At 68.2% G+C, this 26,889-nt stretch carries 22 protein-coding genes; 8 read left to right on the plus strand and 14 right to left on the minus strand.

The features are described 5' to 3' along the window. Positions 1-117: 117 nt before the first annotated feature. From AC3A6M_RS04755 to AC3A6M_RS04770, 4 genes are all read left to right on the plus strand, one after another. The gene (locus AC3A6M_RS04755; RefSeq protein ID WP_487851574.1) at positions 118-870 is read left to right on the plus strand and encodes an SDR family NAD(P)-dependent oxidoreductase; all 753 of its coding nucleotides are present in this window, start codon (positions 118-120) and stop codon (positions 868-870) included. Between the two features lie 93 nt (positions 871-963). Further along, entirely contained in the window at positions 964-2,352 is a 1,389-nt protein-coding gene (locus tag AC3A6M_RS04760) for an FAD-binding oxidoreductase (RefSeq protein ID WP_487851575.1), read from the plus strand. Between the two features lie 91 nt (positions 2,353-2,443). Beyond that, a complete protein-coding gene (locus AC3A6M_RS04765) occupies positions 2,444-3,181 on the plus strand; it encodes a helix-turn-helix transcriptional regulator (RefSeq protein WP_487851576.1) in 738 nt (245 codons plus the stop codon). Between the two features lie 86 nt (positions 3,182-3,267). Beyond that, complete coding sequence (locus AC3A6M_RS04770) at positions 3,268-4,239, plus strand: DMT family transporter (RefSeq protein WP_487851577.1); 972 nt, start codon at positions 3,268-3,270, stop codon at positions 4,237-4,239. Here AC3A6M_RS04770 and AC3A6M_RS04775 read toward each other — a convergent pair. Next, positions 4,216-5,109, minus strand: coding sequence for an AEC family transporter (locus AC3A6M_RS04775; protein ID WP_487851578.1), 894 nt, complete (start codon positions 5,107-5,109; stop codon positions 4,216-4,218). The genes AC3A6M_RS04770 and AC3A6M_RS04775 overlap by 24 nt on opposite strands. A 146-nt stretch (positions 5,110-5,255) precedes the next feature. Between AC3A6M_RS04775 and AC3A6M_RS04780 the strand changes: the two genes are divergently transcribed. Next, complete coding sequence (locus AC3A6M_RS04780) at positions 5,256-5,402, plus strand: hypothetical protein (protein ID WP_487851579.1); 147 nt, start codon at positions 5,256-5,258, stop codon at positions 5,400-5,402. Positions 5,403-5,411: 9 nt separating this feature from the next. Here the strand turns inward: AC3A6M_RS04780 and AC3A6M_RS04785 are convergent, their stop codons facing one another. Then, positions 5,412-6,458 carry an L-dopachrome tautomerase-related protein gene (locus tag AC3A6M_RS04785; RefSeq protein ID WP_487851580.1) on the minus strand — a complete coding sequence of 349 codons (1,047 nt, stop codon included), beginning with the start codon at positions 6,456-6,458 and terminating at the stop codon, positions 5,412-5,414. Between the two features lie 25 nt (positions 6,459-6,483). Next, complete coding sequence (locus tag AC3A6M_RS04790; RefSeq protein ID WP_487851581.1) at positions 6,484-7,641, minus strand: DNA topoisomerase IB; 1,158 nt, start codon at positions 7,639-7,641, stop codon at positions 6,484-6,486. Positions 7,642-7,834: 193 nt separating this feature from the next. On the opposite strand from AC3A6M_RS04790, the gene AC3A6M_RS04795 reads away from it, so the two are divergent. After that, positions 7,835-10,321 (plus strand): PAS domain-containing protein, encoded by a 2,487-nt coding sequence (locus AC3A6M_RS04795; protein WP_487851582.1) that lies wholly within the window; start codon positions 7,835-7,837, stop codon positions 10,319-10,321. A gap of 8 nt (positions 10,322-10,329) precedes the next feature. Here AC3A6M_RS04795 and AC3A6M_RS04800 read toward each other — a convergent pair whose 3' ends face one another. The 4 genes from AC3A6M_RS04800 to AC3A6M_RS04815 all read right to left on the minus strand — a co-directional run bounded on the left by AC3A6M_RS04800 (position 10,330) and on the right by AC3A6M_RS04815 (position 17,236). Continuing rightward, on the minus strand, positions 10,330-11,967 hold the full coding sequence (locus AC3A6M_RS04800; protein WP_487851583.1) for a Na+/H+ antiporter: 1,638 nt from the start codon (positions 11,965-11,967) through the stop codon (positions 10,330-10,332). A gap of 71 nt (positions 11,968-12,038) precedes the next feature. Continuing rightward, the gene (locus tag AC3A6M_RS04805; protein ID WP_487851584.1) at positions 12,039-13,736 is read right to left on the minus strand and encodes a vWA domain-containing protein; all 1,698 of its coding nucleotides are present in this window, start codon (positions 13,734-13,736) and stop codon (positions 12,039-12,041) included. Between the two features lie 87 nt (positions 13,737-13,823). After that, positions 13,824-16,061: a hybrid sensor histidine kinase/response regulator gene (locus AC3A6M_RS04810; RefSeq protein WP_487851585.1), complete on the minus strand. Its 2,238-nt coding sequence runs from the start codon at positions 16,059-16,061 to the stop codon at positions 13,824-13,826. 17 nt (positions 16,062-16,078) lie between these two features. Beyond that, the gene (locus AC3A6M_RS04815) at positions 16,079-17,236 is read right to left on the minus strand and encodes a pyridoxal phosphate-dependent aminotransferase (protein ID WP_487851586.1); all 1,158 of its coding nucleotides are present in this window, start codon (positions 17,234-17,236) and stop codon (positions 16,079-16,081) included. A gap of 211 nt (positions 17,237-17,447) precedes the next feature. On the opposite strand from AC3A6M_RS04815, the gene AC3A6M_RS04820 reads away from it, so the two are divergent. Together AC3A6M_RS04820 and AC3A6M_RS04825 are read left to right on the plus strand one after the other, a co-directional pair. Next, a complete protein-coding gene (locus tag AC3A6M_RS04820; protein ID WP_487851587.1) occupies positions 17,448-17,789 on the plus strand; it encodes a hypothetical protein in 342 nt (113 codons plus the stop codon). 150 nt (positions 17,790-17,939) lie between these two features. Continuing rightward, entirely contained in the window at positions 17,940-18,545 is a 606-nt protein-coding gene (locus tag AC3A6M_RS04825) for a nicotinamidase (RefSeq protein ID WP_487851588.1), read from the plus strand. A gap of 30 nt (positions 18,546-18,575) precedes the next feature. Here AC3A6M_RS04825 and AC3A6M_RS04830 read toward each other — a convergent pair whose 3' ends face one another. From AC3A6M_RS04830 to AC3A6M_RS04860, 7 genes are all read right to left on the minus strand, one after another. Next, positions 18,576-20,084, minus strand: coding sequence for a tetratricopeptide repeat protein (locus tag AC3A6M_RS04830; RefSeq protein WP_487851589.1), 1,509 nt, complete (start codon positions 20,082-20,084; stop codon positions 18,576-18,578). A gap of 4 nt (positions 20,085-20,088) precedes the next feature. Then, complete coding sequence (locus tag AC3A6M_RS04835) at positions 20,089-22,374, minus strand: xanthine dehydrogenase family protein molybdopterin-binding subunit (RefSeq protein WP_487851590.1); 2,286 nt, start codon at positions 22,372-22,374, stop codon at positions 20,089-20,091. Further along, positions 22,371-22,859, minus strand: a complete 489-nt coding sequence (locus AC3A6M_RS04840) for a (2Fe-2S)-binding protein (RefSeq protein ID WP_487851591.1) — start codon at positions 22,857-22,859, stop codon at positions 22,371-22,373. The genes AC3A6M_RS04835 and AC3A6M_RS04840 overlap by 4 nt, the downstream gene beginning before the upstream one ends. A gap of 165 nt (positions 22,860-23,024) precedes the next feature. After that, complete coding sequence (locus AC3A6M_RS04845) at positions 23,025-24,353, minus strand: erythromycin esterase family protein (protein WP_487851592.1); 1,329 nt, start codon at positions 24,351-24,353, stop codon at positions 23,025-23,027. A 9-nt stretch (positions 24,354-24,362) separates the two neighbouring features. Beyond that, positions 24,363-25,601 carry an SRPBCC family protein gene (locus AC3A6M_RS04850; protein WP_487851593.1) on the minus strand — a complete coding sequence of 413 codons (1,239 nt, stop codon included), beginning with the start codon at positions 25,599-25,601 and terminating at the stop codon, positions 24,363-24,365. Next, positions 25,552-26,292 (minus strand): phosphoribosyltransferase, encoded by a 741-nt coding sequence (locus tag AC3A6M_RS04855; protein WP_487851594.1) that lies wholly within the window; start codon positions 26,290-26,292, stop codon positions 25,552-25,554. The genes AC3A6M_RS04850 and AC3A6M_RS04855 overlap by 50 nt, the downstream gene beginning before the upstream one ends. A gap of 37 nt (positions 26,293-26,329) precedes the next feature. Then, positions 26,330-26,800, minus strand: a complete 471-nt coding sequence (locus tag AC3A6M_RS04860; protein WP_487851595.1) for an Hsp20/alpha crystallin family protein — start codon at positions 26,798-26,800, stop codon at positions 26,330-26,332. Between the last annotated feature and the right edge of the window lie 89 nt (positions 26,801-26,889).

Below are 26,889 nucleotides of genomic sequence, written 5' to 3' on the forward strand. Positions count from 1 at the left end.
GTCGTAGCTTGCATAGACAGTGGCCCTGAATTTATGCGGGCACCCAGTACGGAACGACTAGGCGATGTGTATGCACGGCGGGCGCCGCACGGCATCACATTCGGCTATGCTGGCCGAATGACAGCCAACCCAAGCCAACATGCCGCCATCGTCACCGGCGCCGCCGGCGGCATCGGCCTCGCCACCGCGCGCCGCCTGCTGAGGGACGGCGCCAGTGTGTTGCTGGCCGACCTCGCCCAGGACCGGCTCGACGCCGCTGCCGCCCGGCTCGCGGCGGACACGCAGGCCGTGCCGGAGCGCATCGCCACCATCGTCTGCGACGTCGCGCGCGAGGACCAGGTCGCGGCCGCGGCCGACGCCGCCATCGACCGTTTCGGCCACTGGAACCTGTTGGTCAATAATGCCGGCCTGATGATCTTCAAGCCAATCGAGGAGCAGACCGTCGACGACTGGCAGCGCATCCTCGGGGTCGACCTGCTCGGCGCCTTCCTGTTCATCAAGCAGGCTTTCCTGAAGATGAAGGATGGCGGGGCGGTGGTGAACGTGTCTAGCGTGCATGCGGTCGAGACCGAGCCGCTGGTCGCGCCTTACGCGGCGGCCAAGACGGCGCTGCTGTCGCTGACGCGTTCGGCCGCGCTGGAAGGCAAGCCGAAGGGCATCCGCGTGAATGCCGTGCTGCCGGGCGCGGTCGACACGCCGATGTTGTGGAATAACCCGAACGTGCGCTCCGGCGCCGAGACCATCAACAAGGCCGAAGTCGGCACACCGGACGACATTGCCGCCGCGATCGCCTTCCTGGCCGGCGACGGCGCCCGCTTCATCTGTGGCGCCGGCTTGCGGGTCGACGGCGGGCGGTTGGTACGCCTCTGACCCCCGACCGCAGACGGTCCTTGCACATCCTCCCGCAGCACCTATGCTGCAATGATGGCGCCCGCAATGGCGTCCTGTCCTGCGGAGGCAATCATGACCAATATGAAGAACGATGTGGTCGACGCATTCAAGGCCACGCTACGGGGACCGGTCCTGCAGCCCGGCGAACCCGGCTACGATGAGGCGCGCTCGATCTGGAACGCCATGATCGACCGGCGCCCGGCATTCATCGCGCGCTGTTCCGGCACCGCCGACGTGATGGCGGCGGTCCGGTTCGCGCGCGCCAACGGCCTGCCGCTGGCCGTGCGCGGCGGCGGCCACAACATCGCCGGCAGCGCGCTGTGCGACGACGGCCTGGTGATCGACCTGTCCGGCATGCGCGACGTCCACGTCGATCCGCGCGCACGCCAGGCCTGGGTCAGCGGCGGCGCTTTGCTTGGCGACGTCGACCACGAAACCCAGTCCTGCGGCCTGGCGGTTCCGCTCGGCATCAATTCCACCACCGGCGCCGGCGGGCTGACCCTGGGCGGCGGCTTCGGCTGGCTGAGCCGCATGTACGGGCTGGCGGTCGACAACCTGGCCGGGGCCGAGATCGTCACCGCGGACGGCAAGCGGCGCTGGACCGGCCCGCAGGAAGAGCCGGACCTGTACTGGGCGATCCGCGGCGGCGGCGGGAATTTCGGCGTGGTGACGCTGTTCCAGTTCGCCCTGCACCCGGTCGGACCCGAGGTCACGGCCGGGCTGGTCGTGTTTTCCGCCGCGGAGGGGCGCGAGGTGATGCGCCGCTACCGCGACCTGGTGGACACCCTGCCGGACGAGCTGTCGGTGTGGGCCGTGCTGCGCCAGGCGCCGCCCTTGCCGTTCCTGCCGCCGGAAAGCCACGGCACCGATATCGTGGCGCTGGCGCTGTTCTCGCCGCAGGCGCCGGATGCGGTGCAGCCGCTGCTGGAGCGGGTGCGCGGCTTCGGCCAGGTGCTGGGCGAGCACGTCGGCGCTATGCCGTACGAAGCCTGGCAGAAGATCTTCGATCCGCTGCTGGCGCCGGGCGCGCGCAACTACTGGAAATCGCACAACTTCACCCACCTGTCCGACGACGCCATCGACGTCGTGCTGCACTATGCCGGCAACGTGCCGACGCCGCACTGCGAGATCTTCCTCGGCCTGATCGGCGGCAAGGCCAACACCCGTCCGCCGGACGCCACCGCCTATCCGCACCGCAACGTGCAGTTCGCGATGAATGTGCACGGGCGCTGGCTAGAGCCCGGCGACGACGCCACGGTGGTCGGCTGGACCCGCGAATTCTTCGCCGCGGCGGCGCCGCATGCGGCCGGCAGCGTCTACATCAACTTCCTGACCCAGGACGAAGGGGCGCGCATCCACGAGGCCTACGGCCCCAACTACGCGCGCCTGGTCGAGATCAAGCAGCGCTACGACCCGGACAACCTGTTCCGCTTCAACCACAACATCCGCCCTGACGCATGACGCGTCGGACCGATGCCCGGGGCGCCGTCGCATGCGGCGGCGTCCCGGGACCTCGCCGGCGGGCCCGTCGGCGCGGTGCTACACTAGCCGGATGCCTTCCACCGTCGACCTCCACCTGCGCAGCTACGGCCAGCCCAGCGAGCCGGACCGCCACGACTTCGCCCAGCTGGTGCTGCCGCTGAGCGGATCGCTGCTGCTTGACGTCGAAGGGCGGCAAGGCATGCTCGATCCGCTGCGCGCCGGCTTCGTCGCGCCCGGCGCCTGGCATGCCCAGCACGGCGACGCCAGCAACCGTTCGATCATCGTCGACATCGGCGTGGAAGCGCTGGCGCCGGAAGCGGGTGAACGCCTGTTCGGGCGAACGTTCGCGCCGCTCGGCCCGGCCTCGCGCAAGCTGGTCGAATTCATGGCGCTGATGCTGAACGCGGACGGTGGCTCCGCGCCGCCTGGGGTGGTGCAGGGCTGGGTACCGCTGCTGCTGGACACGCTCACGCTGGACGCGCCGCGCCCGGCCTCGCGCCTGGCCGCGCTGCTGGCCCGCATCGAGGCCGTGCCCGGGCACGCCTGGACTACCGAATCGATGGCCAGGGCAGTGGGCTGCAGCGTCAGCCGCCTGCACGCGCTGTTCAGGGAAGAACTCGACACCAGCCCGCACGCCTGGCTGCTGGAACATCGCCTGCGGCGCGCCCGCGAATGGCTGGCCTCGACCGAGCTCGCGATCGCCGAGATCGCGCTGCGCGCCGGTTTTTCCGAGCAGAGCGCGCTGACGCGGGCGCTGCGCAAGGCGACCGGGATGACGCCGGCGGCCTACCGGCGCCAGCATCGCTGAATGTAGAACCGGTCAATCCGGCGCGAGGGGCGGTCAAGACAACTCCGGGCTTTTCGAGGATCATGTCGGGCTCGGAGGTTTTATTCATGCTTGTACGCAATCACTGGCTCGGCATCGGCGCGGGCGTCCTGGCCGGGGCCTTCTGGGGCCTGGTCTTTCTCACACCCGAACTGACGCGCGGCTTCCAGCCCATCCAATTGTCGGCGGGGCGCTATCTGGCCTACGGCCTGATCGCTTGCGCCTTGCTGGCGCGCACCTGGCGCCGCCTGGCGCGCGCGCTGTCCTGGCGCGAGTGGCGCACCCTGGCCTGGCTCAGCTTCGCCGGCAACATCATTTATTACGTGTTCCTGGCCAACGCCGTGCAGCTGGGCGGGGTGGCCATGACCTCGCTGATCATCGGGCTGCTGCCCGTCACCGTCACCCTGGCCGGGCGGCGCGACGCCGATGCCGCGCCGATGCTGCGCCTGCTGCCATCGCTGGCGCTGGGCATCGCGGGGCTGGTCTGCATCAGCTGGCAGTCGCTGTCGACGCCGCAGCACGGCTCGGCGCAGGGCTCCTTCATCGGCCTCCTGTGCGCGATCGGGGCGCTGGTCTCGTGGACCCTGTACGCGGTCGGCAACAGCCGCGCCCTGGCCCGGCTGAAGGGCATCTCGGCGCACGACTGGAGCCTGCTGGTCGGGGTCGTCACCGGCGCCCAGGCGCTGCTGCTGGCGGTGCCGGCCTTCGTCCTGAACCCGGGCGTGCATGCGGCGTCAAGCTGGCTGTATTTCGGCGGCGTCGTGACCACCGTCGCGATCCTGTGCTCGGTGGTCGGCAATGCGCTGTGGAACCATGCCAGCCGCCTGCTGCCGCTGACCATGACCGGGCAGATGATCGTGTTCGAAACCCTGTTCGCGCTGCTTTACGGCTTCCTGTGGGAGGGCCGCTGGCCGACCGGGCTGGAATGGCTGGCGATGGGGCTGCTGGTCGGCGGGGTGCTGAGCTGCGCGTCGGCGCACCGGGAGCGCGCGCCCGCGGCGGCCTCCGGGCCAGGTTCAGAAATGGCGCAGCGCCCATAACCAGGCCGGAATGGTCGCGGCGCACAGGAGGCTCGACAGCAGGATGGCCGAATTGACCAGCTGGGCGCCGCCGCCGGCCGGCTTGACCACGAAGGCGGCGTTGATCCCGACCGGGCAGGACGCCAGCACGACCAGCACCATCGCCGCCGTCGCCGGCAGGTGCAGCACGAACACCGCCAGCAGCGCCACGCCCAGCGGCAGGAACACCAGCTTGGCCAGCACGATGGCGCCGGTCGCGGACCACTTTGCCGGCTTGAGCGATACCAGCGAGGCGCCCAGCGACAGCAGCGCGCAGGGCAGGGCGGCGCCGCCCAGCATGGCCAGCACCCGGTTCAAGGCGGGCGGCAGGGCGATCCCGCCCAGGTTCAGCGCGAGACCGAGCAAGAGCGCGGCGACGACCGGATTCTTCATGGTGTTCAACACCGGGCGGAACCGGCCGGACGCCGCACCCTCCTCGCCCAGGTGATAGAGCGTGAAGCAGAACAGGCTGTGGAAGGCGATCACGGGGTAGGCGAACTGCAGGCTGCCTTCGCCAAGCACCTGCACCAGCACCGGCACGCCGACGAATACCGTGTTCGAATACGTCGCCGCCAGCGCCGACGCTGCCCCGGTTCCGTGGCGCCGCGCCAACAACCGCGCGCCGACGAACAGCAGGCCGAGCGGCAGGTAGAAGGCGCACATGACTTTCCACGACAGCGAAGGCGGGATGCCGGTGCGCCAGGCGCCGGCGAGCAGCAGCGCGGGGACGAGGAACTTGGCCGTCAGCTCCGTGACGCCCGCATGCCAGGACGGGCGCAGCCATGGCAGTCTTGCGAGCAGGGCGCCGAGGCTTGCGAGCAGGAAGATGGGCAGCAGCAGCGTGGAAGACATGGGCGTGGACAAGGATGGCGTCGGGCGCCATTCTAATCCAGGTGTTGCTTTGAGGATACTCGTTACAATTCGCGTATATTTACCGCATCAGGATTGGTATGCTGGAGGACGCTGTTTAGTACAAAAACGAAACTAGGATGACAATCATGAGACGCACCCTGCCTTCCACCCGCCTTCGCCACCTCGGCGCGCTGGCCGCGCTCGCCGCCCTGGTGCTGGCCGCGTGCATCGGCTTGCAGGCCCAGGCCGAAACCCTGCAGCCGGCCGCGAGCCACGCCACGGCCGGCAAATAAGCCAGGCCGTCAGCCTTCGAGACGCAGCTTCCACAGCTGCGTCGGCAGCGCCGCCGGCGCATCCGGCTTGAAGAATGCCGAATCCTGGATGTGCGAGGTCGTCACATAGATCGCGCCGTCCGGACCCTGGCTGAACGTATCCGGCCAGCGCAGGCGCTCGTCCTGCACCACGGTCTTCGCCTCGGCCTGCGGCCCCTCGGCCAGCCTGCGCACCTTGATGGCGTTGTCCTGCACCGCGGTCAGGTACATGTCGTCGGTGCCGCGTGCGATCAGCAGGCCGTCGTTGACGCCATTCAGGCCGTAGTGCTCGACCTGGCCCGACACGTCCTTGCCGTTCAAGCCGTCGCCGACCAGCGCCGCGGTGGAAATCCGGTACAGCACATCGCCCTTGATCGCCTGCCAGTACAGGTATTTTCCGTCCGACGACAGCTCGATGCCGTCGGCCGAAAATTCCACGCCGCGGCCGTCCGGGCGGCGCAGCACCTTGCCGTCCGCGGTGACGTTCAGGCCCTTTTTCATTTGCGTCGACGGATGGCCGTCCAGTACCCGCTTCGCCTTCCCGGCCGCGATGTCCACCACCACCAGCGCGCCCTGGACGCCGGAATCGGTGATGAAGGCATGCTTGCCGTCGTTCGAAAAGCGCACGTCGTTCAGGTAGGAGCCCTGCGGCGCGGTGTCTTCGTCGAAGGCGATCGTCTGCGCCACCTTGTCGCTGGCGAGGTCGATCCTGACCAGCTTCGGGCCTTTCGACACCACATGGGCCTGGGCCGGCGCCGCCGGGTCCAGCACCCACAGGCTGCCGCGCTGGTCGGCCACCACGCTCTGCACGCAGACCCAGTGGTCATGCGGCGTGATCTCGTCCTTCTTCGCGTTGCGCCAGGCGTTCCATTCCTGGTCCGGGTAGGGCGTCACCTGGCCATGCTTCAGTTCCGCCACCGAGACGGCCGTGTCCTCGGTCCAGCGGGGGAAGTTCACGAAGATGCGCCCGGTTTCGGAGACGGAGACGCCCGTCACCTGGTGGCCGAACTCGGCGACCAGTTCGATACTTGCTGCCATTGTTTTTCCTTTCTTGGAGGGTGGTTCACGCGGCCTTGCGGCGGCTTTGCACTTTCTTGGGTTCGGGAACGTCCCGGGCCAGGCGCTGCTGCAGCATGGCCAGCACCGCGGCTTCCTCCGGCCGCAGGTCCTGCAGGTCTTCGGCCAGCTTTTCCTCGGCGCGCGCCAGCAGGCCTTCGATCATGGTGCCGTCCATGTAGGAATCCAGCACGGCCGGGTGGACATAGCACTTGCGGCATACCGAGGGCGTATTGCCGAGCTTTTCGGCCACCGTCTCGATGGCCCGCACCACGTTCTTCTTGGCCTGCGCCTCGGAATCGAACTTCTCGAACTCCTGCAGCGCGATCGCGGCCAGCACCGTGCCCGACCAGGTGCGGAAATCCTTGGCCGTGTAGTCCTCGCCGCTGATCTCGCGCAGGTAGTCGTTGACGTCGGCGGAATTGACCGTGTGCGGCTCGCCGTTGTCGTCGAGGTATTCGAACAGGTCCTGGCCCGGCAGGTCGCGCGAACGCTGGACGATGCGCGCCAGGCGCCGGTCGTTCACCTTGACGTCGTGGTAGACGCCGCTCTTGCCGCGGAAGCGGAATTCGACCTCGCTGCCGTCGATCTTCACGTGGCGGTTGCGCAAGGTGGTCAAGCCATAGGACTTGTTTTCGCGCGCGTACTCGTCATTGCCGATGCGCATCATGGTCGCTTCGAGCAGGTAGACGATGGTCGCCAGCACTTTTTCGCGCGGCAGGCCGGGCAAACTCAGGGCGCGGTCGACCTCCTTGCGGATTTGCGGCAGGGCCTTGCCGAACTTGATCATGCGCTCGTATTTCACCTCGTCGCGCACCTCGCGCCACTTCGGGTGGTAGCGGTACTGCTTGCGCCCGCGCGCGTCGCGCCCGGTGGCCTGCAGGTGGCCGTTGGCCTGGGGACAGATCCAGACCTCGGTCCAGGCCGGCGGGATGGCCAGCGACTTGATGCGCTGCAGTGTCGCCTCGTCGTCGACCGGTTCGCCGCGGGCGTCGAGGTAGCGGAAGCCTTCCTTGTCCGGCTCGCGGCGGATGCCGGGACGGTCGTCGTGGACGTAGCGCAGGCCGGCCGCCTTCGCGGCGGTGGGCGGATCGCTGTTCGGGATCGGGGCGCCGCCCGATGCGCGTTCGTCTGCTGCGGTGTCGCCGCTGGTATCGCTCTTCATTGGTTCACCCGTTCGAGATGCAAGGCCGGGCCAGTCTACGCTGGCTGCGAACAGGCGTACCGTACGGGAGCGCACGTAGGACTTGCATCGCCTATGAGCTATGAGACAATACGGCCGCAATATCGATACACATATTCCACTGCATATCCAAAGGCTGATCGGGCAACGCCGGTCGGGGTCCAAGGCAACAAGAATGAAAAACACAAGCCGGCCCGTACGGCATGACGAGATCGCGGACCTGATCCGCCTGCATGACTGGAGCCTGACGCCGCTGGGGCCGATCGCTGCCTGGACGGAGCGCCAGCGGGCTCTCGTCGATGTGATGCTGCTGGACCCCGTCCCGACCGCTCTTCTCTGGGGCAAGGAAGGCATCCTTCTCTATAACGCCGGCTATGCGAAGGTCTGCGGGCAGCGGCATCCGGGCGTCCTCGGCACACCCCTGCGCGAGGCCTGGCCGGATGCCGCGGATTTCAATGGCAGGATGCTGGAAACGGTGCTGGCCGGCGAAGCCCAGGTTTTCCGCAATGCCTGTTTCAGGCTCGAGCGGGACGGCATGATGCTCGATTCGTGGTTCGACCTGTATTACGGCCCCGTCGTCGACGCCGACGGGAACGTCGTCGCGGTCAAGGCCACGGTGATCGAAACCACGGAAGAGGTACGGGCCGAGCAAGGGCGTGCCACGCAGCGGCGCGAGCTGGCGGAAGTGGCAGGGCGCTTGCAGGGCCTGGCGGCCGCGACATCCGATGTCATCTACCGCATGAGCCCGGACTGGAGCGAGATGTGGGAGCTCGACGGGCGCGGTTTCATCAAGGATACCGAGTCCCCGTACCGTTCCTGGATCGATGAGTATATCCCGCCGGACGAGCAGGGACGGGTGCATGCGGCCATCGGGACGGCGATCCGTGACAAGGCTGTGTTCCAACTCGAGCACCGTGTACGGCGTGTCGATGGCAGCATGGGCTGGACGTTGTCGCGCGCGGTTCCGATGCTGGACCGGCACGGCGAGATCGAAGAATGGATCGGGGCGGCGAGCGACATTACCGAGCGCAAGGCGGCGGAGAGCGCACTGCGCGAGAGCGAGCGCCTGTTCCGGACCCTGTTCGACTCGATCGACGAGGGCTTCTGCGTCATCGAATTCATCGATGGTCCGCATGGGCATCTGGGCGATTACGTGCACGTCATGGCCAATCCCGCCTATGCCATGAATGCCGGGATCGAGAACGTGGTCGGCCAGCGGGTGCGCGACATGGTGCCGGGGGAGGCTGAAGGCTGGGTGGAAATCTACAGGCGGGTACTGCTCACCGGCGAACCGATCCGCTTCGAACGCAAGCTCGAACATACCGGGCGCTTCCTGGAACTCGCCGCCCTGCGTATCGAACCGTTGGAGCGCCGCCAGGTGGCTGTCCTGTTCCGGGATGTATCCATACGCCACCGTGCAGAACTCGCTTTGCGCGACCTGAATGACACCCTCGAGCGCCGCGTGGCGGAGGAAGTCGGCAAGCGGACCCAAACCGAGAACGCCTTGCGTCAGGCCCAGAAAATGGAGGCCGTCGGGCAGCTTACCGGGGGCATTGCACACGACTTCAACAACATGCTTGCCGTCATCTCGAACGCGCTGGAACTCGTCCGTCGCCGTGTCGAGAACGAGGATGACCTTGCCGGCAAGTATATCGGCCTGGCAAAAGGCGGCATTACCCGCGCTTCGCAGTTGACCCAGCGCCTGCTTGCGTTCTCGCGGCAACAGCCCCTGCATCCCGGACCGGTATCCGTGAACGAGCTGGTCAACGGGCTGGCGCCCTTGCTGAAGCACTCGCTGGGAGGAACCATCGTTTTCGATACGGCACTTGCCGACGATGCATGGCTGACCTACGTCGACCCGAACCAGCTCGAGAATGTCGTTCTGAACCTCGTCGTCAACGCGCGCGATGCCATGGAAGAAGGAGGCAGGCTGACGATCGAAACCCGCAACTGCGCACTCGACGAATACGAGGGCGTCGGCATGGCAGACCTGGTGCCCGGGTCCTACGTGGCGATGGCGATCCGCGATACCGGCACCGGGATGACGCCGGAAGTCATGGCGAAAGCCTTCGACCCCTTCTTTACTACCAAGGCGGTCGGGCACGGCACCGGACTCGGGCTGAGCCAGGTGTATGGCTTTGTGCGCCAGTCGGGCGGGCAGGTGAAGATCGATTCCACGCCGGGCCGGGGTACGGTGGTCGAGCTCTACCTGCCACGCCACACCGGCAAGGTGGAGGGCGCGGTGGTGGAGGCCGCGCGCGCGCAGATCGTGCCGGGCAAGCTGGAAGCCATCCTCGTGACCGATGACGAGGCCAGCGTACGCCTGCTCCTTGGCGAAATGCTGACCCACCTGGGTTACCGGGTTTTCGCCGCGGAAGGCGGAGCCGCGGCCTTGCAGATGCTTGATGAGCATCCCGAGATCAAGCTGGTCGTCACCGATGTCCTGATGCCGGAAATGAATGGACGGGAACTTGTCGACCAGGCCCTGAAGCGCCGTCCCGACCTCAAGGTCCTGTTTACGACAGGCTATGTAGGCAACGTTGCCCTGGCCGACCGGATGAATGAACAGAGCATTCACATCCTGATGAAGCCGTTCGCGATCGAAGAGCTGTCATTCCGGATCAGGACGCTGCTCGACACGTCCGAACAGCAGGTGCATTGACATCGGGATCAAGACTCCCGATACCGCGCCTCCACCAGATCGATCTCGCGCAGCAACTTGCGCGCCGTCTCGTCCGAAATCTCGCGCCGTCGCCCCAGCCGCAGGATGGTGTCGCGCTCGGCCCGCAGCGCGGTCAGCCTGTACTCGCGCTCGACCTGGCGCGCCGCATGGGCGTCGGTGCCGGGGCCGGCGTTGAGCTGGATGTTGCGCAGCCGGTTGCGGTACAGGTTGGACACCATGCCGTAGGCGTTGGCGTGCAGTTCGGCGTCGGGGCCGCCGGCATGCGCGCGGCCGGCCAGTTCGACCGCGCTGACGGCGGCCTCGACGGCGGCCTGGCGGGCGCGGTCTTCTTCCTGTTCGGCATTGGTCTCGGCCGGCACCTCCAGCCCGCGCAGCAGGCGCGGCAAGGCGACGCTGGCCAGCAGCAGCGAGACCACGATCACGGCGCTTGCCAGCAGGATCGCCAGCTGGCGGCCGGGGAAGGGCGAGCCGTCGGCCAGGGTCAGCGGCAGCGTGAACACGCCGGCCATGGTCAGGGCGCCGCGCACGCCGGCGAAGGAGGTCGCCAGGATCAGCCGCATGCGCGGCTTGAACACCTGCTGGCCCAGGCGGCGCTGGTTCAGGATGGTCAGGCGCAGCGACACCCACACCCAGACGAAGCGCAGCAGCACCAGGCCCAGGCTCAGGGCCAGCGCATTCCCGGTCAGCCACCACGGATCGAAGGGCTCGCCGCCGCCGGGCGGGTGCAGGGCGCCGCGCGCGATGTCCGGCAGCTGTTCGCCCAGCAGCACGAACATCACGCCGTTCAGCGTGAATTGCAGGGCGTCCCAGATGACGTTGCGGCGGATGCGGGTCGAGGCCGTGGCCGAGCCGCCGAGTTCGACATAGCTCATCGTGATGCCGGCCGCCACCGCCGCCAGGATGCCGGAGGCGTGGATGTGTTCCGCCACCAGGTAGGCGCCGAAGGGCGTCAGCAGGTTGATCAGGATCGGCATGCCGTCGTCCTCGCCGAAGCGGCGCAGCAGGAAGCCATGCGTGCGGGTGATCGCCCAGGTGACGGCGACGCCGGCGGCGATGCCGGCCAGCGCCACCCACAGGAAGGTCAGGCCGGCCTTGGCGGGCGAGAAGGTGCCGGTGACCGCGGCCGCCACGGCGAAGCGGAAGCACACCAGGCCGCTGGCGTCGTTGAGCAGGGATTCGCCCTCGATGATGTGCATCAGGCGCGGCGGCACCGGAATACGGCTGGTGATCGCCGACACCGCCACCGGATCGGTCGGCGCGACGATGGCCGCCAGCGCGAACGCCACCGGCAGCGGCAGCGAGGGAATCAGCCAGTGCATCAGGAAGCCGGCGCCGAGCACGGTGAACAGCACCAGGCCGAGTGCCAGTTCGATGATGGTGCCCTTGTCGCGGAACAGGCCGACCTTGGGGATGCGCCAGCCGTCCAGGAACAGCAGCGGCGGCAGGAACAGCAGGAAGAAGATGTCCGGTTCGAGCGCCACGCCGTGGCCGAACACACCCGAGATCACGGCCCCGAGCCCGATCTGGATCAGCGGCAGCGGCACCGCGAACGGCAGCATCCGACCCACCCAGCCGCTGGCGACGACCGCCAGCAGCATCGCCAGGACGACCTCGACCGACTCCATCCATCTTCTCCTCGTCAAAACCCGATGATAAGGGATGGCGCGGCTGAGCGTGGTCCGTTAGCGCCGGACGCTCAGGGCTGGCCCCCGACGCCGGCCTGGCCCAGGGTCTCGGCCATGCGCACCAGCTTCACGAACTCGGCGCGGTAGCCTTCCGGATCGTCGCCGCGCGCGCCGTTGGCGAGTTCGGCGATGCGGTCGTAGCCGTAGTCGGCCAGTTGCGGCTCGCCGCGCAGGCGCTGGCCGAAGGCGGCCACGGCGACGGCGAAGCGCTGGTCGGCCGGCGCTTCGGCGAGCCTGCCGTGCGCGGACGAGGCATGCACCGGATGCGCGACCTGGCGGCTGGAGGCGGCGCCGGGCAGCTTGTAGCGCAGCTTCACGAAGCACAGTTCGTCGCCATGGCCTGCGGCGTCGGCCTTGCCCTGCTTGCCGTAGCGCAGCGGGTCGGCCAGCCGGTTCGCCTCGCTGGCCGGGGTGATCTCGTAGATCGCGGTGACGGTGTGGCCCGCGCCCATGTCGCCGGCGTCGACCTTGTCGTCCTTGAAGTCCTGGCGCTGCAGCATCCGGGTCTCGTAGCCGATCAGGCGGTAGGCCGCCACCTGGGCCGGGTTGAACTCGACCTGCACCTTGACGTCATTGGCGATCGGGAACATGGTCGAGCCGAGTTCCTGGCCCAGCGCCTTGCGCGCTTCGAGCAGCGAATCGATGTAGGCGGCGTTGCCGTTGCCCGACTGGGCCAGGCGCTGCATCAGGGCGTCGTTCAGGTTGCCCGCGCCGACCCCGAAGACCGACAGGTAGATGCCGGTCTTGCGCTTGCTGGCGATGAAGTTTTCGAGCTGCTTCGGGTCCGTCATGCCGAGGTTGAAATCGCCATCCGTGGCCAGGATCACCCGGTTCACGGCCTTCGGGTCGAAGTTGCGCTGGGCCAGTTCGTAGGCATTGCGCAGCCCTTCGCCACCCGCCGTGCCGCCGCCGGCGCGCAGGCCGTCGATGGCGTCGAGGATCCTGCCGCGTTCCTTGCCCGGGGTCGGCTCCAGCACGACCCGGGTGCCGTCCGCGTAGCTGACGATGGCGACGCGGTCTTCGTCGCGCAGCTGCTGGGCGAACAGGCGGAAGCCTTGCTTGAGCAGGGGCAGGCGGTCCGCCGGGCCCATCGAACCGGACACGTCGACCAGCAGCACCACGTTGGCGGGCGGGCGCTCGGCCGCGTCGATGTCATAACCGCGCACCGCGATGTGGACCAACTGGTTGCCGGCTTTCCAGGGGCTCGGCAGCACCGAGGTCGACACCGCGAACGGCTCGCCGGCGCTGCGCGGCCCGGCATAGTGGTAGGGGAAGTAATTCACCATCTCCTCGACCCGCACCGCGTCCGGCGCCGGCAGATGGCCGCTAGAGAGCATCCGGCGCACGAAGGCGTAGGAGGCGGTGTCGACGTCGGCACTGAAGGTGGACACGGGCTGCTCGCTGACCAGGATCGCCTTGTTCGCTTCCTTGCCCGGGAACCTGTCCGTGCCCTGGGGCAGGACGATCAGCGGCGGCATCGGCGGTGCGAAGGTATGCGGCGCGACCCTGCTGAAGACCTGGGCCGAGCTCGCGTACGCCGAAACCGAGACGGAAGAAGGAGCGGGCGGCGGGGCGGGGCTCGCCAGCACGGGCGCGGCGCCGGCTGGCGCCTGCTCCACGCGCGCCACCCCGGGATAGGGGGAGCTGCAGGCGGCCAGCAGCAGGGAAACGGCCGCGAGGGCGGCCGGTACGGCGGTCAGCTTGTTCATCCTTGGCCTTGTTAAAAGTTATTGTGTCGATAACTTGCTACAAGGGCGAACCAGTGACAATCAAGGTTACATATTGTTATGAAGTTGTCAGCGCCGGACGTTGGCCTCGGCCGTCGCCGCCAGGATGTCGGACAGCTGGGTGGTGTTGACCGGCTTGACCAGGTAGTGATCGAAGCCGGCCGCCATCGAGGCGTCGCGGTCCTGCTGGCGGCCGTAGCCGGTCATCGCGATCAGGGTCGCGGCGCTGGCCTGCGGCAGCACGCGCAGGCGGCGCGCCAGCTCGTTGCCGTCGAAGTCGGGCAGGCCGATGTCGAGCAGGCAGACTTCCGGGACCATGGTCTTGGCCAGCTCCAGCGCGTCGCCGGCCGAATACGCGACTTCCACCTGGTGTCCGGCCGAATTCAGGAACAGTTGCAGGGTGTGGACCGCGTCGACGTTGTCGTCCACCAGCAGGATGCGCAGCGGGGCGGCGCCTGCGCGCAGGCGTTCGCTGCTCGGCTGCGGCGCGAGCGCCACGTCCTGGGTGTAGCGCGGCAGGCGCACCGTGAAGGTCGAACCCTTGCCCAGGCCCGGACTGTAGGCGGACACGCTGCCGCCATGCAGCTCGACCAGGCTCTTCACCAGGGCCAGCCCCAGCCCGAGGCCGCCCTGCGAGCGGTCCGGGGTGCGTTCGGCCTGGGTAAACAGGTCGAACACGCGGTCCACCAGCGCCGGGTCCATGCCGATGCCGTCGTCCGACACCGTCAGCACGTAGTTGTCGCCCTCGGTGTCCAGGCGCAGCTGGAGCGTGCCGCCTTCCGGGGTGTACTTGGTCGAGTTGCCGAGCAGGTTGGCGATCACCTGCACCAGGCGCTTGTGGTCGCCCTTGACGTGGGCCGGCGTGGACGGCAGGTCGATCACCAGGCGGTGGCGGCGCGCGGTGACGAGCGGACGGATCTGCTCGGCGGCGTCGTCGACCACGCGTTTCAGGTCCAGCACCTGGGTCGACAGCGAGACCAGGCCGCGCGTCACCCGCGAGACGTCCAGCAGGTCGTCCACCAGGCTGGTCATGTGATCGACCTGGCGCACGATGATCGAGCAGGTCTGGGTGATCTGGGCATTGTCGGAGTGGAGCAGCTTGAGCAGGTGCGCGCCGGTGCTGATCGGCGCCAGCGGGTTGCGCAGCTCGTGCGCCAGCATCGCCAGGAACTCGTCCTTGCGCTGGTCGGCGGCGCGCAGCTCGCGCTCGGCCAGCGAGCGCGCCGATTCCTTCTTCTGGAGTGCCGCGGCCATGCGGTCCAGGGCCTGGGCCAGGTTGCCGATCTCTTCGTTGGCGTAGTCGATGCCGGAGCGGGCGTCGAGGTCGCCCGCGGCGATGCGCTCGGCGGTGCCCATCAGCTTGCGCACCCGCTGCACGATCAGCACGTCGCCCACCAGCCAGGCCGCCAGCAGCGCCAGCATGGTGGTGGCGGCTAGGCCGAGCAGGGACATCAGCTGGTCGTGGCGCGCGGCCGAGGTGATCGTGTCGGTCGGGATGCCGATCGTGACGGTGTAGTCGGTGAGGGCGGGCGCGCCCACGCGGGCGAAGGTGTGCAGGCGCTCGACGCCGTCCTCGCCGCGGATCGTCACCGCGCGCTGGCCGGCGGTCGCCATCGCTTCCATGGTCGGCGCCGAGAGCCTGGTGCCGAAATAGCGTTCCGGGTCGGGACGGCGCGAGATGATGGTGCCGCGCGCATCGGCGGTCGCCAGCACCGAGCCGGGCGGCAGGTTGATGTCGTTGATGAAGGTGTCCAGGCCTTCCAGGTCCATGGCGGCGAACACCACGGCCAGCACCTTGCCGGTGCGGTCGATGACCGGATAGGTCAGGTTGATGGTGTGCTTCTTGATCACGCGCCCGAACACGTAGTCGCCGGCGATGAAGCGCCGTTCACTGATGGCGCGGCGGAAGTGGCTGCGGTCGCCCAGGTTGACCGGGTGCAGCAGCGGCACGGCGGAACAGGTGACATCGCCGTTCAACTGGATCAGGCCGAAGTTGACGAAGCCCTCGTTGCGGTCGAGTACGTCCGACAGCAGCGAGGTGCATTTCGCCGTATCGCCCATCAAATCGGGCACGCTGGCCAGGTCGACCAGGATCTGGCGCGCGCCCTCGATCGACTGGGCCTCGTTGGCCGCCGCCATGCCGGTCAGCCGGCGCAGGTTTTCCTCGGATGCCTTGATGGCATGTTCGCGTTCGCGGATGCCCGACAGGACCGTCATGACCGCGAGGGGCATCAACGCCAGTGCCACCAGCAGCATGAGCCGGCTGCGCAGACTGTTCAGCCGGAAGCGGCCCAACCCAGATGTCATTATGCTTTTCTTTATATTTACCGCTTGGTGCGCTGGCAGGCGTCACCGAATTCCACAATCCTGCGGATGCCGTCGCGCAGCGTCGCCACGTCGTCCGAAATGTAGCCGAGCCGGATAAAGCCCGGTACGCCCAGCGCGTCGCCGGGCATGATGGCCACTTTCTTCTCTTCGATCAGCCGTTCGGCGAAGCCGACGGTGTCCATCGTCAGGCTGCGCACATCTCCCCACAGGTACGGACCGGAAGCCGGCGCGTGCATGACGATCCACGGGACCTCGGCAAACAGCCTCACCGCCAGGTCGCGCCGCTGGCGGTAGTCCGCCATCATCTCGTGCGGCGCGCCGGTGGCGAAGGCGGCGACGGCCGCCACCTGCGACAGGTGGGGCGCGGCGGCCGTGATCGGACCCTGCAGCGTCTGCATCGCGTTGACCACTTCGGCCGGGGCCAGCGCGAAGCCGACCCGCCAGCCCATCATGGCGTAGCTCTGCGAGGCCGAGAAGATGGTGATGACGCCGATCTTCCGCCAGTCGCACAAGGCCGCCAGGCTGACGTGTTCGCCATCGAAGATCAGGTGCTCGTAGCTTTCGTCGACAATCACCTGGGCCCCGATGCGTTCCACCCAGGCACGAATATGTTCCAGTTCCTGGCGAGTGTACACCTTGCCGGTCGGATTGTGCGGGTTATTAATAATCACGACCTTCGGCGTTTCCAGGCTGTCCAGCAGTTGTGGCGTGATGACATCAGGCAAGTCCACCAGGATGGGGCGCAGGCCCAGTAGTTGCGAGGTGGCAACATATGCCGGCCAGTGCGGCTTGAAGATGAGCACGCTGTCGCCCGGATCGGTGATCGCATACAGCGCCTGGTACAAGGCCTGCTTGGCGCCGTTGGTGACGATGATCTCGCTTGCCTGCGCTTCGATGCGGTTTTCCTTGCTCAGCTTGGCGGCCAGGCGGTCGCGCACGTCGAGGGCGCCAACCACGCTGGTATAAGGCATGGTGCGCTCGCGCTCGACGGCCTCGAGCACCGTATCCAGCACCGGCCGCGGCGCCGGGAAGTGCGAGATCGCGATCGAGAAGTCGATGACCGCCTGTCCCGCGTTTCGCATACTTTCCACGCGGCCATGCATGGCGGTGGTGGCGAGCGGGCGGGAAGAGGCGATCCGGGCCGATGTCTTCATTCTTGTTCTCCGTAAGTGTTTGATTCCGCAGGAATTTCTGCCAAGGATGGCAGAGTGTTTCCTGATTGTACTAGTTTTAAAAAAATGTGACGCACGGGACACATATGTAACGGAAGAGCAATCCCGACGGGCCGTCGCAGCCTGCGCGAGCGCCGCGCCGCAGCCGTTTCTGGTACGTTGAACGCAAAGCATCACTTATTGGAGCGAAGCCATGGCTATGGAAAATGTGATTATCCGGACCTTCAAGCATCCCGGCGCGGCGGAACAGGCGCGCAGCGAGCTGCTTGCCGCCGGCATCGCGGCGGACGACGTCGAAGTCACGGTCCGCATCGACGAAACCGGTCCCGTGCAGGGCAACTTCACGGTCGGCGACGATCCCCGCGTGACCGGCAAGACCGCCTACACCCATACCTACGCGCCGGTGGCCCAGGACGACGTGCGCGACTGCCAGATCACCGTGAACGCCGGCGATCCGGCGCAGGCGGAGCGGGCGATGGAAATCCTGGACCGCCTGGGGGCGCTGGATCCGGATCCGGCGCATCGGAGGCATTAATCTACGTGGCTCCGCGACATAAACCAACGTCGTGCCCGCGAAGGCGGGGATCCAAGTTTGTCGAGCTAACGACAACGCCTGCAGAACTTGGGACCCCGCCTTCGCGGGGGCGACGGTTTATCATCGCGGGAACGACGGAGTGGAGAATCAATGAGCGCCATCCATCTGGATAACACCGACGCCCTGCTGGTCATCGACATGCAGAACGATTTCCTCCCTGGCGGCGCCCTCGGCGTCGCCAGCGGGCACGAGGTCGTGGCCCCGATCAACCACCTGATCGCGCTGTTCCGCGAGCAGGGGCTGCCCATCGTCGCCTCGCGCGACTGGCACCCGGCCGACCATTGCTCGTTCGCGGCCCAGGGCGGGCCGTGGCCGCCGCATTGCGTGGCGGGCACGCCGGGCGCCGAATTCACGGCCGAGCTGGCGCTGCCGGACGACGCCATCGTGGTCTCGAAAGCCGATACCGCGGCCGTGGATGCCTATTCGGCCTTCGCCGGCACCGACCTGGCCGCGCAATTGCGTGCGCGCGGCGTGGAGCGCGTCACGGTATGCGGCCTGGCGACCGATTACTGCGTGCTGAATACCGTGACCGATGCGCTGGAAGAGGGCTTCGACGCCATCGTCGTGCCGGAAGCGATGCGCGCGGTGGACGTCAAGCCGGGCGACGGTACGCGCGCGCTCGACCGCATGGTGGCGCGCGGAGCGGTGCCGGTGCGGCTGGGCGAAGTGGGGATGACGGCGCTGTCGGTAGCTTAACTTGGGTCCCCGCCTTCGCGGGGACGACGTTCATATGGTGAGCAGGAACAGCATCCCGGCCACGTCCTTCCCATGCTCCTTGCGCAGGACGGCGTCGCGCTGCTCCATGACTTCCAGTCCGGCCCGCGCCGCGCAGGCGCGCACGTACGCGGGCGCATGGGCGAAGCGGTTCGAGGCCGTGATCGCATAGCCGCCGCCGGCATCCTTTGCCAGCGCCTCCACCGAGAAGGCGAAGCGGCCGCCCGGCCGCAGGGCCTGCGCCACCCGTTCGAACAAGGGCTCCAGCTCGCCGAAGTAGACCAGCACGTCGGCCGCCAGCACGAGGTCCCATTCGCCCTGCCGGCCTGCCAGCCAGGCGAGGATGTCGGCGCAGGCGAGTTCGTCGTACAGGCCGGTGCCGCGGGCCTTGTCCAGCATCTTTTCCGACAGGTCGACCCCGGCCAGGCGCCGCGCCAGCGGCCGCAGCAGGGGCGCGCACAGGCCGGTGCCGCAGCCCAGGTCCAGCGCCGAGCCAGGCTGCGCGCCAGGCCCGGCCTGCAGCAATGACACCAGCAGCTCCGGCGTGCGGTAGCCGAGCACCCCGACCAGGTGGCGGTCGAAATGGCCGGCATACTGGTCGAACAGCCCTTTTACATAGTCGGCCGGCGCCGAGGTCGGCGGCGCGCCTTCGCCCAGCGCGGCCAGGGCGAAGCCGATCCCGGCCGGGTCGGCGCCCAGCCCGCGCGCGCGGCGGTAGGCGTCGATGGCTTCCTCGCGCCGCCCCAGCGCGCGCAGCACGTTGGCGCGGTAGTGTTCGGCCATCGCATAGTCGGGGCGGATCAGGAGGGCGTGTTCGTAGCTGTCCAGCGCCTGCGCCAGCTTGCCGGCTTTTTTCAGGGCGGCGCCGCGCGCGCACCAGATCTCGGCCTGGCGCTCCGGCGCCGCGCCGGCCAGCGCGCGGTCGTAGGCCGCGACCGCTTCGCTGAAGCGCTCCAGCGCCTGCAGCGCATTGCCCAGCGCCTGCAGGGCGTCCGCATAGCCGGGACGGGCGGCCAGGGCCTGGTCGGCGCTGGCTGCGGCGTCCGCATGGCGGCCGATGTCGTTCAGGACGATGGCGCGGTGGCACCAGGCTTCCGGATAATTCGGGCGCAGGGCGAGCGCGCGCTCGTAGCTGCCCAGCGCATCGGGCAGGCGTTGCATGCGGCGCAGCGTGTTGCCGCGGTTGTCCCAGGCCAGCGCGTAGCGCGGGTCGAGGCGCAGCGCGGTTTCGTAGCTCTCGAGCGCCGCATCGGCCAGGCCGAGGTCCTGCAGGGCGGCGCCGAGGTTGCAGTGGGCGCGCGCCTGGCTGGCATCGACCTGCAGCGCCGCGCGGATCAGGTCCACCGCGCGCGCCGCATCGCCGCGCTGGCGCGCGATCACGCCGCTCAGGTGCAGGGCGTCGAACTGCTGCGGGTCGGCCGCCAGCACCTCCCCATAGAGCAGGTGCGCCTCCTCCAGCCGGCCCTGCTGGTGCAAGGCGACGGCCCGGCCGAGCAGGGCGCTGGGGTCGGAGGCGCTCACCGGATCAGCTCCAGCTCAGGTCCGCCCGCGAGAGCGGCAGTTCGCGCACGCGCTTGCCGGTGGCGGCGAAGATCGCGTTGCAGACGGCCGGCGCCAGCGGCGGGAACACCGGTTCGCCCAGGCCGGTGACCGGGTAATCGGTCTTCAGGAAGTGGGCTTCGATCTTCGCGGGCGTGTCCGGCATGCGCAGCAGCGGGTAATCGTGGAAGTTGCTCTGCACGATGCGGCCCTTCTCGATGTCCAGCGCCGGGTACATCAGCGTGGACAGGCCATCGATCACCGAGCCCTGCACCTGGTTCTCGGCGCCGGACAGGTTGACGATCTGGGCGCCGATGTCGGCCACCACCACCACGCGGTCGACCGTCAAGCGGCCTTCCTTCGACACCGTGACCTCGGCCACCTCCGCCACGTAGCCGCGGTGGCTGAAATGGAAGGCCACGCCGGCGCCTTGCCCGCGCGCGAACTTGCGCTTGCCCCAGCCGGACTTCTCGGCCACCGCCTTCAGCACATTGCGCATGCGCGCCACGTTGTAGGGCACGCCGCGCTCGCCGGTCCCGGCCACCATGTCCTGGTCGCCCAGCAGCTCGAGGCGGAACGCGACCGGGTCGCGGCCGGCGGCGTGCGCCAGCTCGTCGATGAAGCTGTGGAACACCCAGGCGAACACATTGCTGCCCGGCGCGCGCCACGGTCCCATCGGGATGCGGCATTCCAATGGCGTCTGTTCCAGCAGGCAGTTGGCGGCCCAGCGGCCGGGGAATTCGTCGCCCGACAGGTTGGCGCCGCTGCCCGGCTGCAGCACGCTGTTGCTGGTGCCGTCGCTTTCCTTCTTCTCGACGCGGTTGGCGAAAGTCACGAAATGGTTGTGCCAGGCCACCAGCTTGCCCTGCTCGTCGACGCCGCCGCGCAGGAAGTGGAAGCCGCCGGCGCGGAAGTGGTCGTGCTGCAGGTCGTCTTCGCGCATCCAGGTCAGCTTGACCGGCGCCTTGATCTTTTGCGCGATGGCGACCGCGTCGACGATGAAGTCGGACGACAGGCGCCGCCCGAAGCCGCCGCCGCTGCGCGTGATGTGCAGCGTGACCTTTTCCTTCGGGATGTTGAAGGTGCTGGCCACCAGGGCCTGGCCCGCGCCCGGATTCTGGGTCGGCGCCCACAGCTCCACGCTGCCGTCCTTCGGGTCGACCGAGGCGGTGCAGTTCTGCGGCTCCATGCTGGCGTGCGAAATGAAGGGATAGGTGTAGGCCGCCTCGACGGTGCGGGCGGCGCCAGCCAGCGCGGTCTCGACGTCGCCGTCACGGCGCATCGTGGACGCACCCGGCTGTTTGCTGGCCGCCTGGGCCTGGGCCAGGAAGCCGGCCCAGCCATGCTGCGCGCCTTCGCCTTCGTCCCATTGCACCTGCAGCTTCTTGCGGGCGCGGATCGCGTTCCAGGTGCTGTTGGCGACGATCGCCACGCCCGGACGCAGGCCGTTCAGGTTGTCCGTGCCCTCGACGATGAAGGCATCCTTCACGCCCGGCAGCGCCTTGATGGCGCCGAGGTTGGCCGACACCGGGCGCCCGCCCAGCACCGGGCACTTGACGTAGACGGCGTACAGCATGCCGGGCAGCTGGACGTCGATGCCGAACAGCGGCTTGCCGGCCACGACCTTGTCGTTGTCGACCCCGCCGATGCGGGTGCCAAGCAGGCGGTAGCTGGCCGGATCCTTCAGCTGGACGGTCTTGGCATCGGGCACCGGCAGCAGGGCGGCCGCCTTGACCAGCTCGCCATAGCCGAGGCGGCGGCGACTAGCGTCGTGCAGCACGGCGCCGCGTTCGGCGCGGCATTCGGCGGCCGGCACGCCCCAGGCCTGGCTGGCCGCCTGGACCAGCATCGTGCGCGCGGTGGCGCCCAGGCGGTGGAAGTTCTCGTAGTTGGTCGGGGTCGAGGTCGAGCCGCCGGCGCCCTGCGGGCCGTAGGCCGGGTTCAGGTCGCCCTGCACCACGCGCACATCCTTCCAGTCGACCTCCAGCTCTTCCGCGATCACCATCGGCAGCGAAGTCTTGATGCCCTGGCCGATTTCCGGCTGCTTGGACACCAGGGTCACGGTGCCGTCCTGGGCGATGCGGATGAAGACGTTCGGCGAGAATTCGGCCGCCGCGCCGGCATGCCCGGCGGCGCCCGGCTGGGCTTCGGCGACGGCCGCGATCGCGCCGCCGGCAAGCACGCCGAGGGTCAGCAGCGAAGCGCCGGCCGCGGACTGGCGCAGGAAGTTGCGGCGCGAAGCCGATGCCAGGTCGTCGGGACGGGCGCTCATTTCTTGCCCTTTCCGGTCGAGGCGCTCGATGCGATATCGGCCGCGCGGTGGATGCCGGCGCGGATGCGGACATAGGTGGCGCAGCGGCACAGGTTGCCGGCCATGGCGTCGTCGATCTGGGCGTCGGTCGGACGCGGATGCTGCTTGAGCAGGGCGCAGGCGCTCATGATCTGTCCGGACTGGCAATAACCGCACTGGGGCACGTCGAGTTCCTGCCAGGCCTGCTGCAGCGGGTGCGCGGCGTTGGCGTCGAGTCCCTCGATGGTCGTGATCCTGCGCTTCCCGATGCTGGACACCGGCAGCTGGCAGGCGCGCGCCGGCTGGCCGTCGAGGTGCACGGTGCAGGCGCCACACGCGCCGACGCCGCAGCCGTACTTGGTGCCCACCAGGCCCAGGGTATCGCGCAGCGCCCACAGCAGGGGCGTGTCGGCCTCGACGTCGACGGCTTGCGCCTTGCCGTTGACGTTCAACGTGTATTTACTCATGGGTTGTTTGAATTATTGCCAAATCAGAACAACGCAATCGTAAACAAAAGCTGCCGTCAAGACCAAGGACTTTTGCGAAATGACGTAGGGTGGGCACCCCGTGCCCACCAGGACGGTTGTATATCGCACACGGAAAAGGTGGGCACGGTGTGCCCACCCTACGTTTTAGAACCCTTCCGGATAGGTTTCCGGAGGCTCTTCGGAATGCCAGCCGCCGCCCGGATCGAGGGGCGTGACGGCCGTGGTGCGGTCGATGTGGATCACGGCGTCGAACTGCACCGCCATCTGGGCCGCGAAATAATGGCTCTGGCGTTCGGTGCGCGGCAGGTAGATCACGCCGATCGCCCGTTCCAGGCGGCGCTGCATCAAGGCTTCGCGGGCCGGATTGTCGCCGCGCAGGGGCAGCAGGAAGCGCTCGATGCCGACCTTGTGCAGCAACTCCTCGTAGCTGCCCGGCATGCCGGGACGCACCCGCTTGTGCTCGGCCGGGCCGTCCCATTCCGAGGCCGCCGTGACGAAGCCTTCGTAGGTCGAGAAGCCGATCAGGCGCGTCTGGCCATCGTAGGCCTTGCGCGCCAGTTCGCCGACGTTCCACTCGCCGAGCTGGCCGACCTCGGTGGCGCGCGCGTCGCCGATGTGGGAATTGTGCTCCCACACCACGATCCTGGCCGGCTCGCCGCCTTTCGACAGGTGCTGGGACAGGGCTTCAAGGGTCTCGGCCATGTGGCTGTCGCGCAGGTTCCAGGACGAGACGCGGCCGCGGAACATGGTCCGGTAGTATTCCTCGGCATTCTTGACCAGGCGCGCGTTCTGCTGGGCGTAGAAGAAGGCGTCTTCGCTGCCGTCCTTCTGCGAATACTCGTAGGCGCGCTGCTGCATCTGGTTCAGCTGCTCGATCACGCCTTCCTCGCAGGACGCCGACAAATCGAGATTGGCCGTGTAGCCGTAGTGCTGGCTGTCCTCGTAATAATGGTCGAAGCAGGCATAGCGCTCGCGCGCCACCCTGGCCGCCTGCGGATCGACCTTGTCGAGGTAGGCCAGCACTTCGCGCAGCGAGGTGAACAGGCTGTACAGGTCGAGGCCGTAGAAGCCGACCTGCCTGCCGCCGGCCTGCCTTGCGTTGTGTTCGCGCAGCCATTCGACGAAGCCGGCGACGTCGGTGTTCCGCCACATCCAGTTCGGGAAGCGCTCGAAGCCGGACAGGGCCGCATCGGCATCACCGTCGCCGCCCTGGCCGCGCACGTAGCGGTTGACCCGGTAGGCGTCCGGCCAGTCGGCCTCGACGGCCACGGCATGGAAGCCTTTTTCTTCGATCAGGCGCTGGGTGATGCGGGCGCGCTCTTCGTAGAACTCGTGGGTGCCGTGGGTCGCCTCGCCCAGCAGCACGAAGCGCGCATCGCCGACCAGGTCGAGCAGGTCGTCGTAGTCACGCGGACCGCCGCCGAGGGGAATGGCGGCGGAGCGGATGGCGGCGATCGGATCGAGGCTCGCCATGATGGGCTCTCAGTGCAGGAGCCGGCTGGCCCAGCTGGACTGGGCGGCTTCGCGCGGCATCGTGCCGCGTTCGATCAGGTGCTTCATGCGCCCCAGGTCCTCGTCCATCTTGGATTTCGGATCCGAGCCGAGCAGCAGTGCGAAGGCATGGCCGAGCGCGCCCGCCGGCGGCGTATAGGACATGCGCACGGTCACCAGGGTGCCGCCGCGGTGGCGCTCGAACTGGATCGAGCCGCTGTTCGGAATCTCCGCGCCCGGTTCGCTGCGCCATGCCAGGCGGTTCGGACGGCTTTGCTCCGTCAGCACGGAGTTCCATTCGAAGCGCGAACCGCCCGGGCCCTTCACGATCCAGTGCGAGCGGCGGCGGCCCAGGTCGCGCACTTCGGCCACGTGCGACATGAAGTGCGGGAAGTTCTCGTAGTTGGAGAACTGTTCGTAGACTTCGGCCGGGGCGGCGTCGATATGGACCGTCTTCTCGAAGTCGATGGTCTGGTCGATGCCCATGCCGAGCCCCTTGGCCGCTCCCAGGCCGGCAGCGCCGCGGCTGGCCAGGGTGCGCAGCGGCTGGTTGGCGGCGCCGCGCGCCAGCAGGGCGGCGCCGGCCAGGCCCAGCACCGCGCTCACCGGCGAACGGCGCATCACGCCCATCAGGGCCAGCAGCGCGCCGCCCACCAGGGCCGTGTTGCGCATGCCGGGGTTCCAGGCGCCTTCGCTGTCGCCGCGGACTTCCTGCGCCACGCGCCTGCCGAGGCGGCCTGCGCTCTTGCGGGTATCGTCGTAGAACTCGGAGACGCTGTCGGCGGCGCGGCTCACTGCGCTGCCGACCGCGCCGCGCGCCCCTGCATAGCTGTCGCTGTCCTGCGCCTGGTCGGCCAGGTCGCCGGCGGCGCTGGAGGCGCGGCCCATCGCGCCTTTCGCCTTCGAGATCGCCTCGTCCGCCATGTCGCCGGCGGCGCGTCCCATGCGCGACATCGTGGAAGCGATGCCGTCCGACTTGACCGCTTCGAGCGCCGTGTCGGTAGCTTCGCCGATGCGCTCGCTGGCGCCGTGCCACACATTGGTGATGGCGCTGGTGGTGCGCGAGCCGGCGTTGCGCACGGCGGCGGCCGACTGGGCGCGCCGTGCGCTGCCGCGGTCGGGGTCGAGCATGTACATCAACAGGGCGCCGGCGGCGGCGCCGCCCAGCCATTTGGCAAGTTCAAGCCCGGTGTCCGTCGTCGTCGTGCTTTGCGTCGGCAGTCGTTGCATGATGTTGGTCCTCCATTGGTGGTTGTCGGGCGGCCGCACGCGCATGCCAGGCGTCGGCCAGCAGATCCTGTACTTCCTCGTCGCTGGTCTGGTCGAAGGTGTCGTACCACTGGCCCACGGCGCGGAACAGCGGCGGCGCCGACAGGCAGACCAGGGTGTCGACCTCGCCCTCGAGCACGGCCAGCGTCTGCGGCGGGGCCACCGGCACCGCCAGCACCAGCCTGGCCGGCCCCAGTCCGCGCGCCACCCGGATCGCCGCCAGCATGGTCGAGCCGGTGGCGATGCCGTCGTCGACCAGGATCGCAATGCGTCCGGCCAGCGCCAGCGGGTCCCGCGCGCCGCGGTAGGCGCGTTCGCGCCGCTGCAGTTCGGCCAGCTCACGTTGCGTGACCGCCTCGACCTGCGCGGCGCTCACGCCCATCAGCCCCGGCACGCCCGGCTGCAGCACGCGCACGCCGCCGCTGCCGACCGCACCCATCGCATACTCTTCGTGACCGGGCATGCCCAGCTTACGAACGAGGAGGATATCGAGTTCGATTCCGAGCCGCTGTGCGATGGCGAACCCAACGGGTACTCCACCGCGCGGCAGCGCCAGCACGACCGCGTCCGCGCGTCCGGCAAACTCCCGCAACTCGCGGGCCAGCAGCTTGCCGGCCTGCGTGCGGTCCTTGAAACGGCGGAACTCGGCCATGCTGTGCTGCTCTCCCGCGGTTACTGCCTGCCCGTGCCTACTGGATGGTCAGCCGCTTTGCCGAGCTTCCCTGTTTCTTGGGCAGCGTGAGCATCAGGACGCCATTTTCCAGGTGCGCCTGGGCGCCGGCATCGTCGACCTCGGACGGCAGGGTGAAGCTGCGCTGGTACCTGCGTGTCGAGCGTTCAGAATACACCACCTGTTCGCCCTCCCGCTGTTCGTTTGCCTGCTGGCATTCTCCCTCGATGGTGACGCGCTGGCCGTCGATCGAGACCTTGACGTCTTCCTTCTTGACGCCAGGCAGTTCTGCCTGGACTTCGAAGGTCTTGTCGTTTTCCTTGACGTCCAGGCGCGGCATGGCCATGCCGTCGTCGGTCCAGTGCCCGCCTTGCGCCAGCGGCGCGAAGAAGTCCTGGAACATGTTCTCGACCATCCGGCCGAACTGGTCTTCCATGGCGCCGCCACGCAGGGTGGACAGCGGGCTGTTGCCTCTTCTGATCAGGTTCATGATGACCTCCCTTTGTAATGACTACGCATTATTTATAGGGCTGTCGAAAATCGATTTCAAGAACCGCGCAAGCAATTTTGACACCCGCC

Source organism: Telluria sp. Soil_C_11 (genome assembly GCF_057657395.1).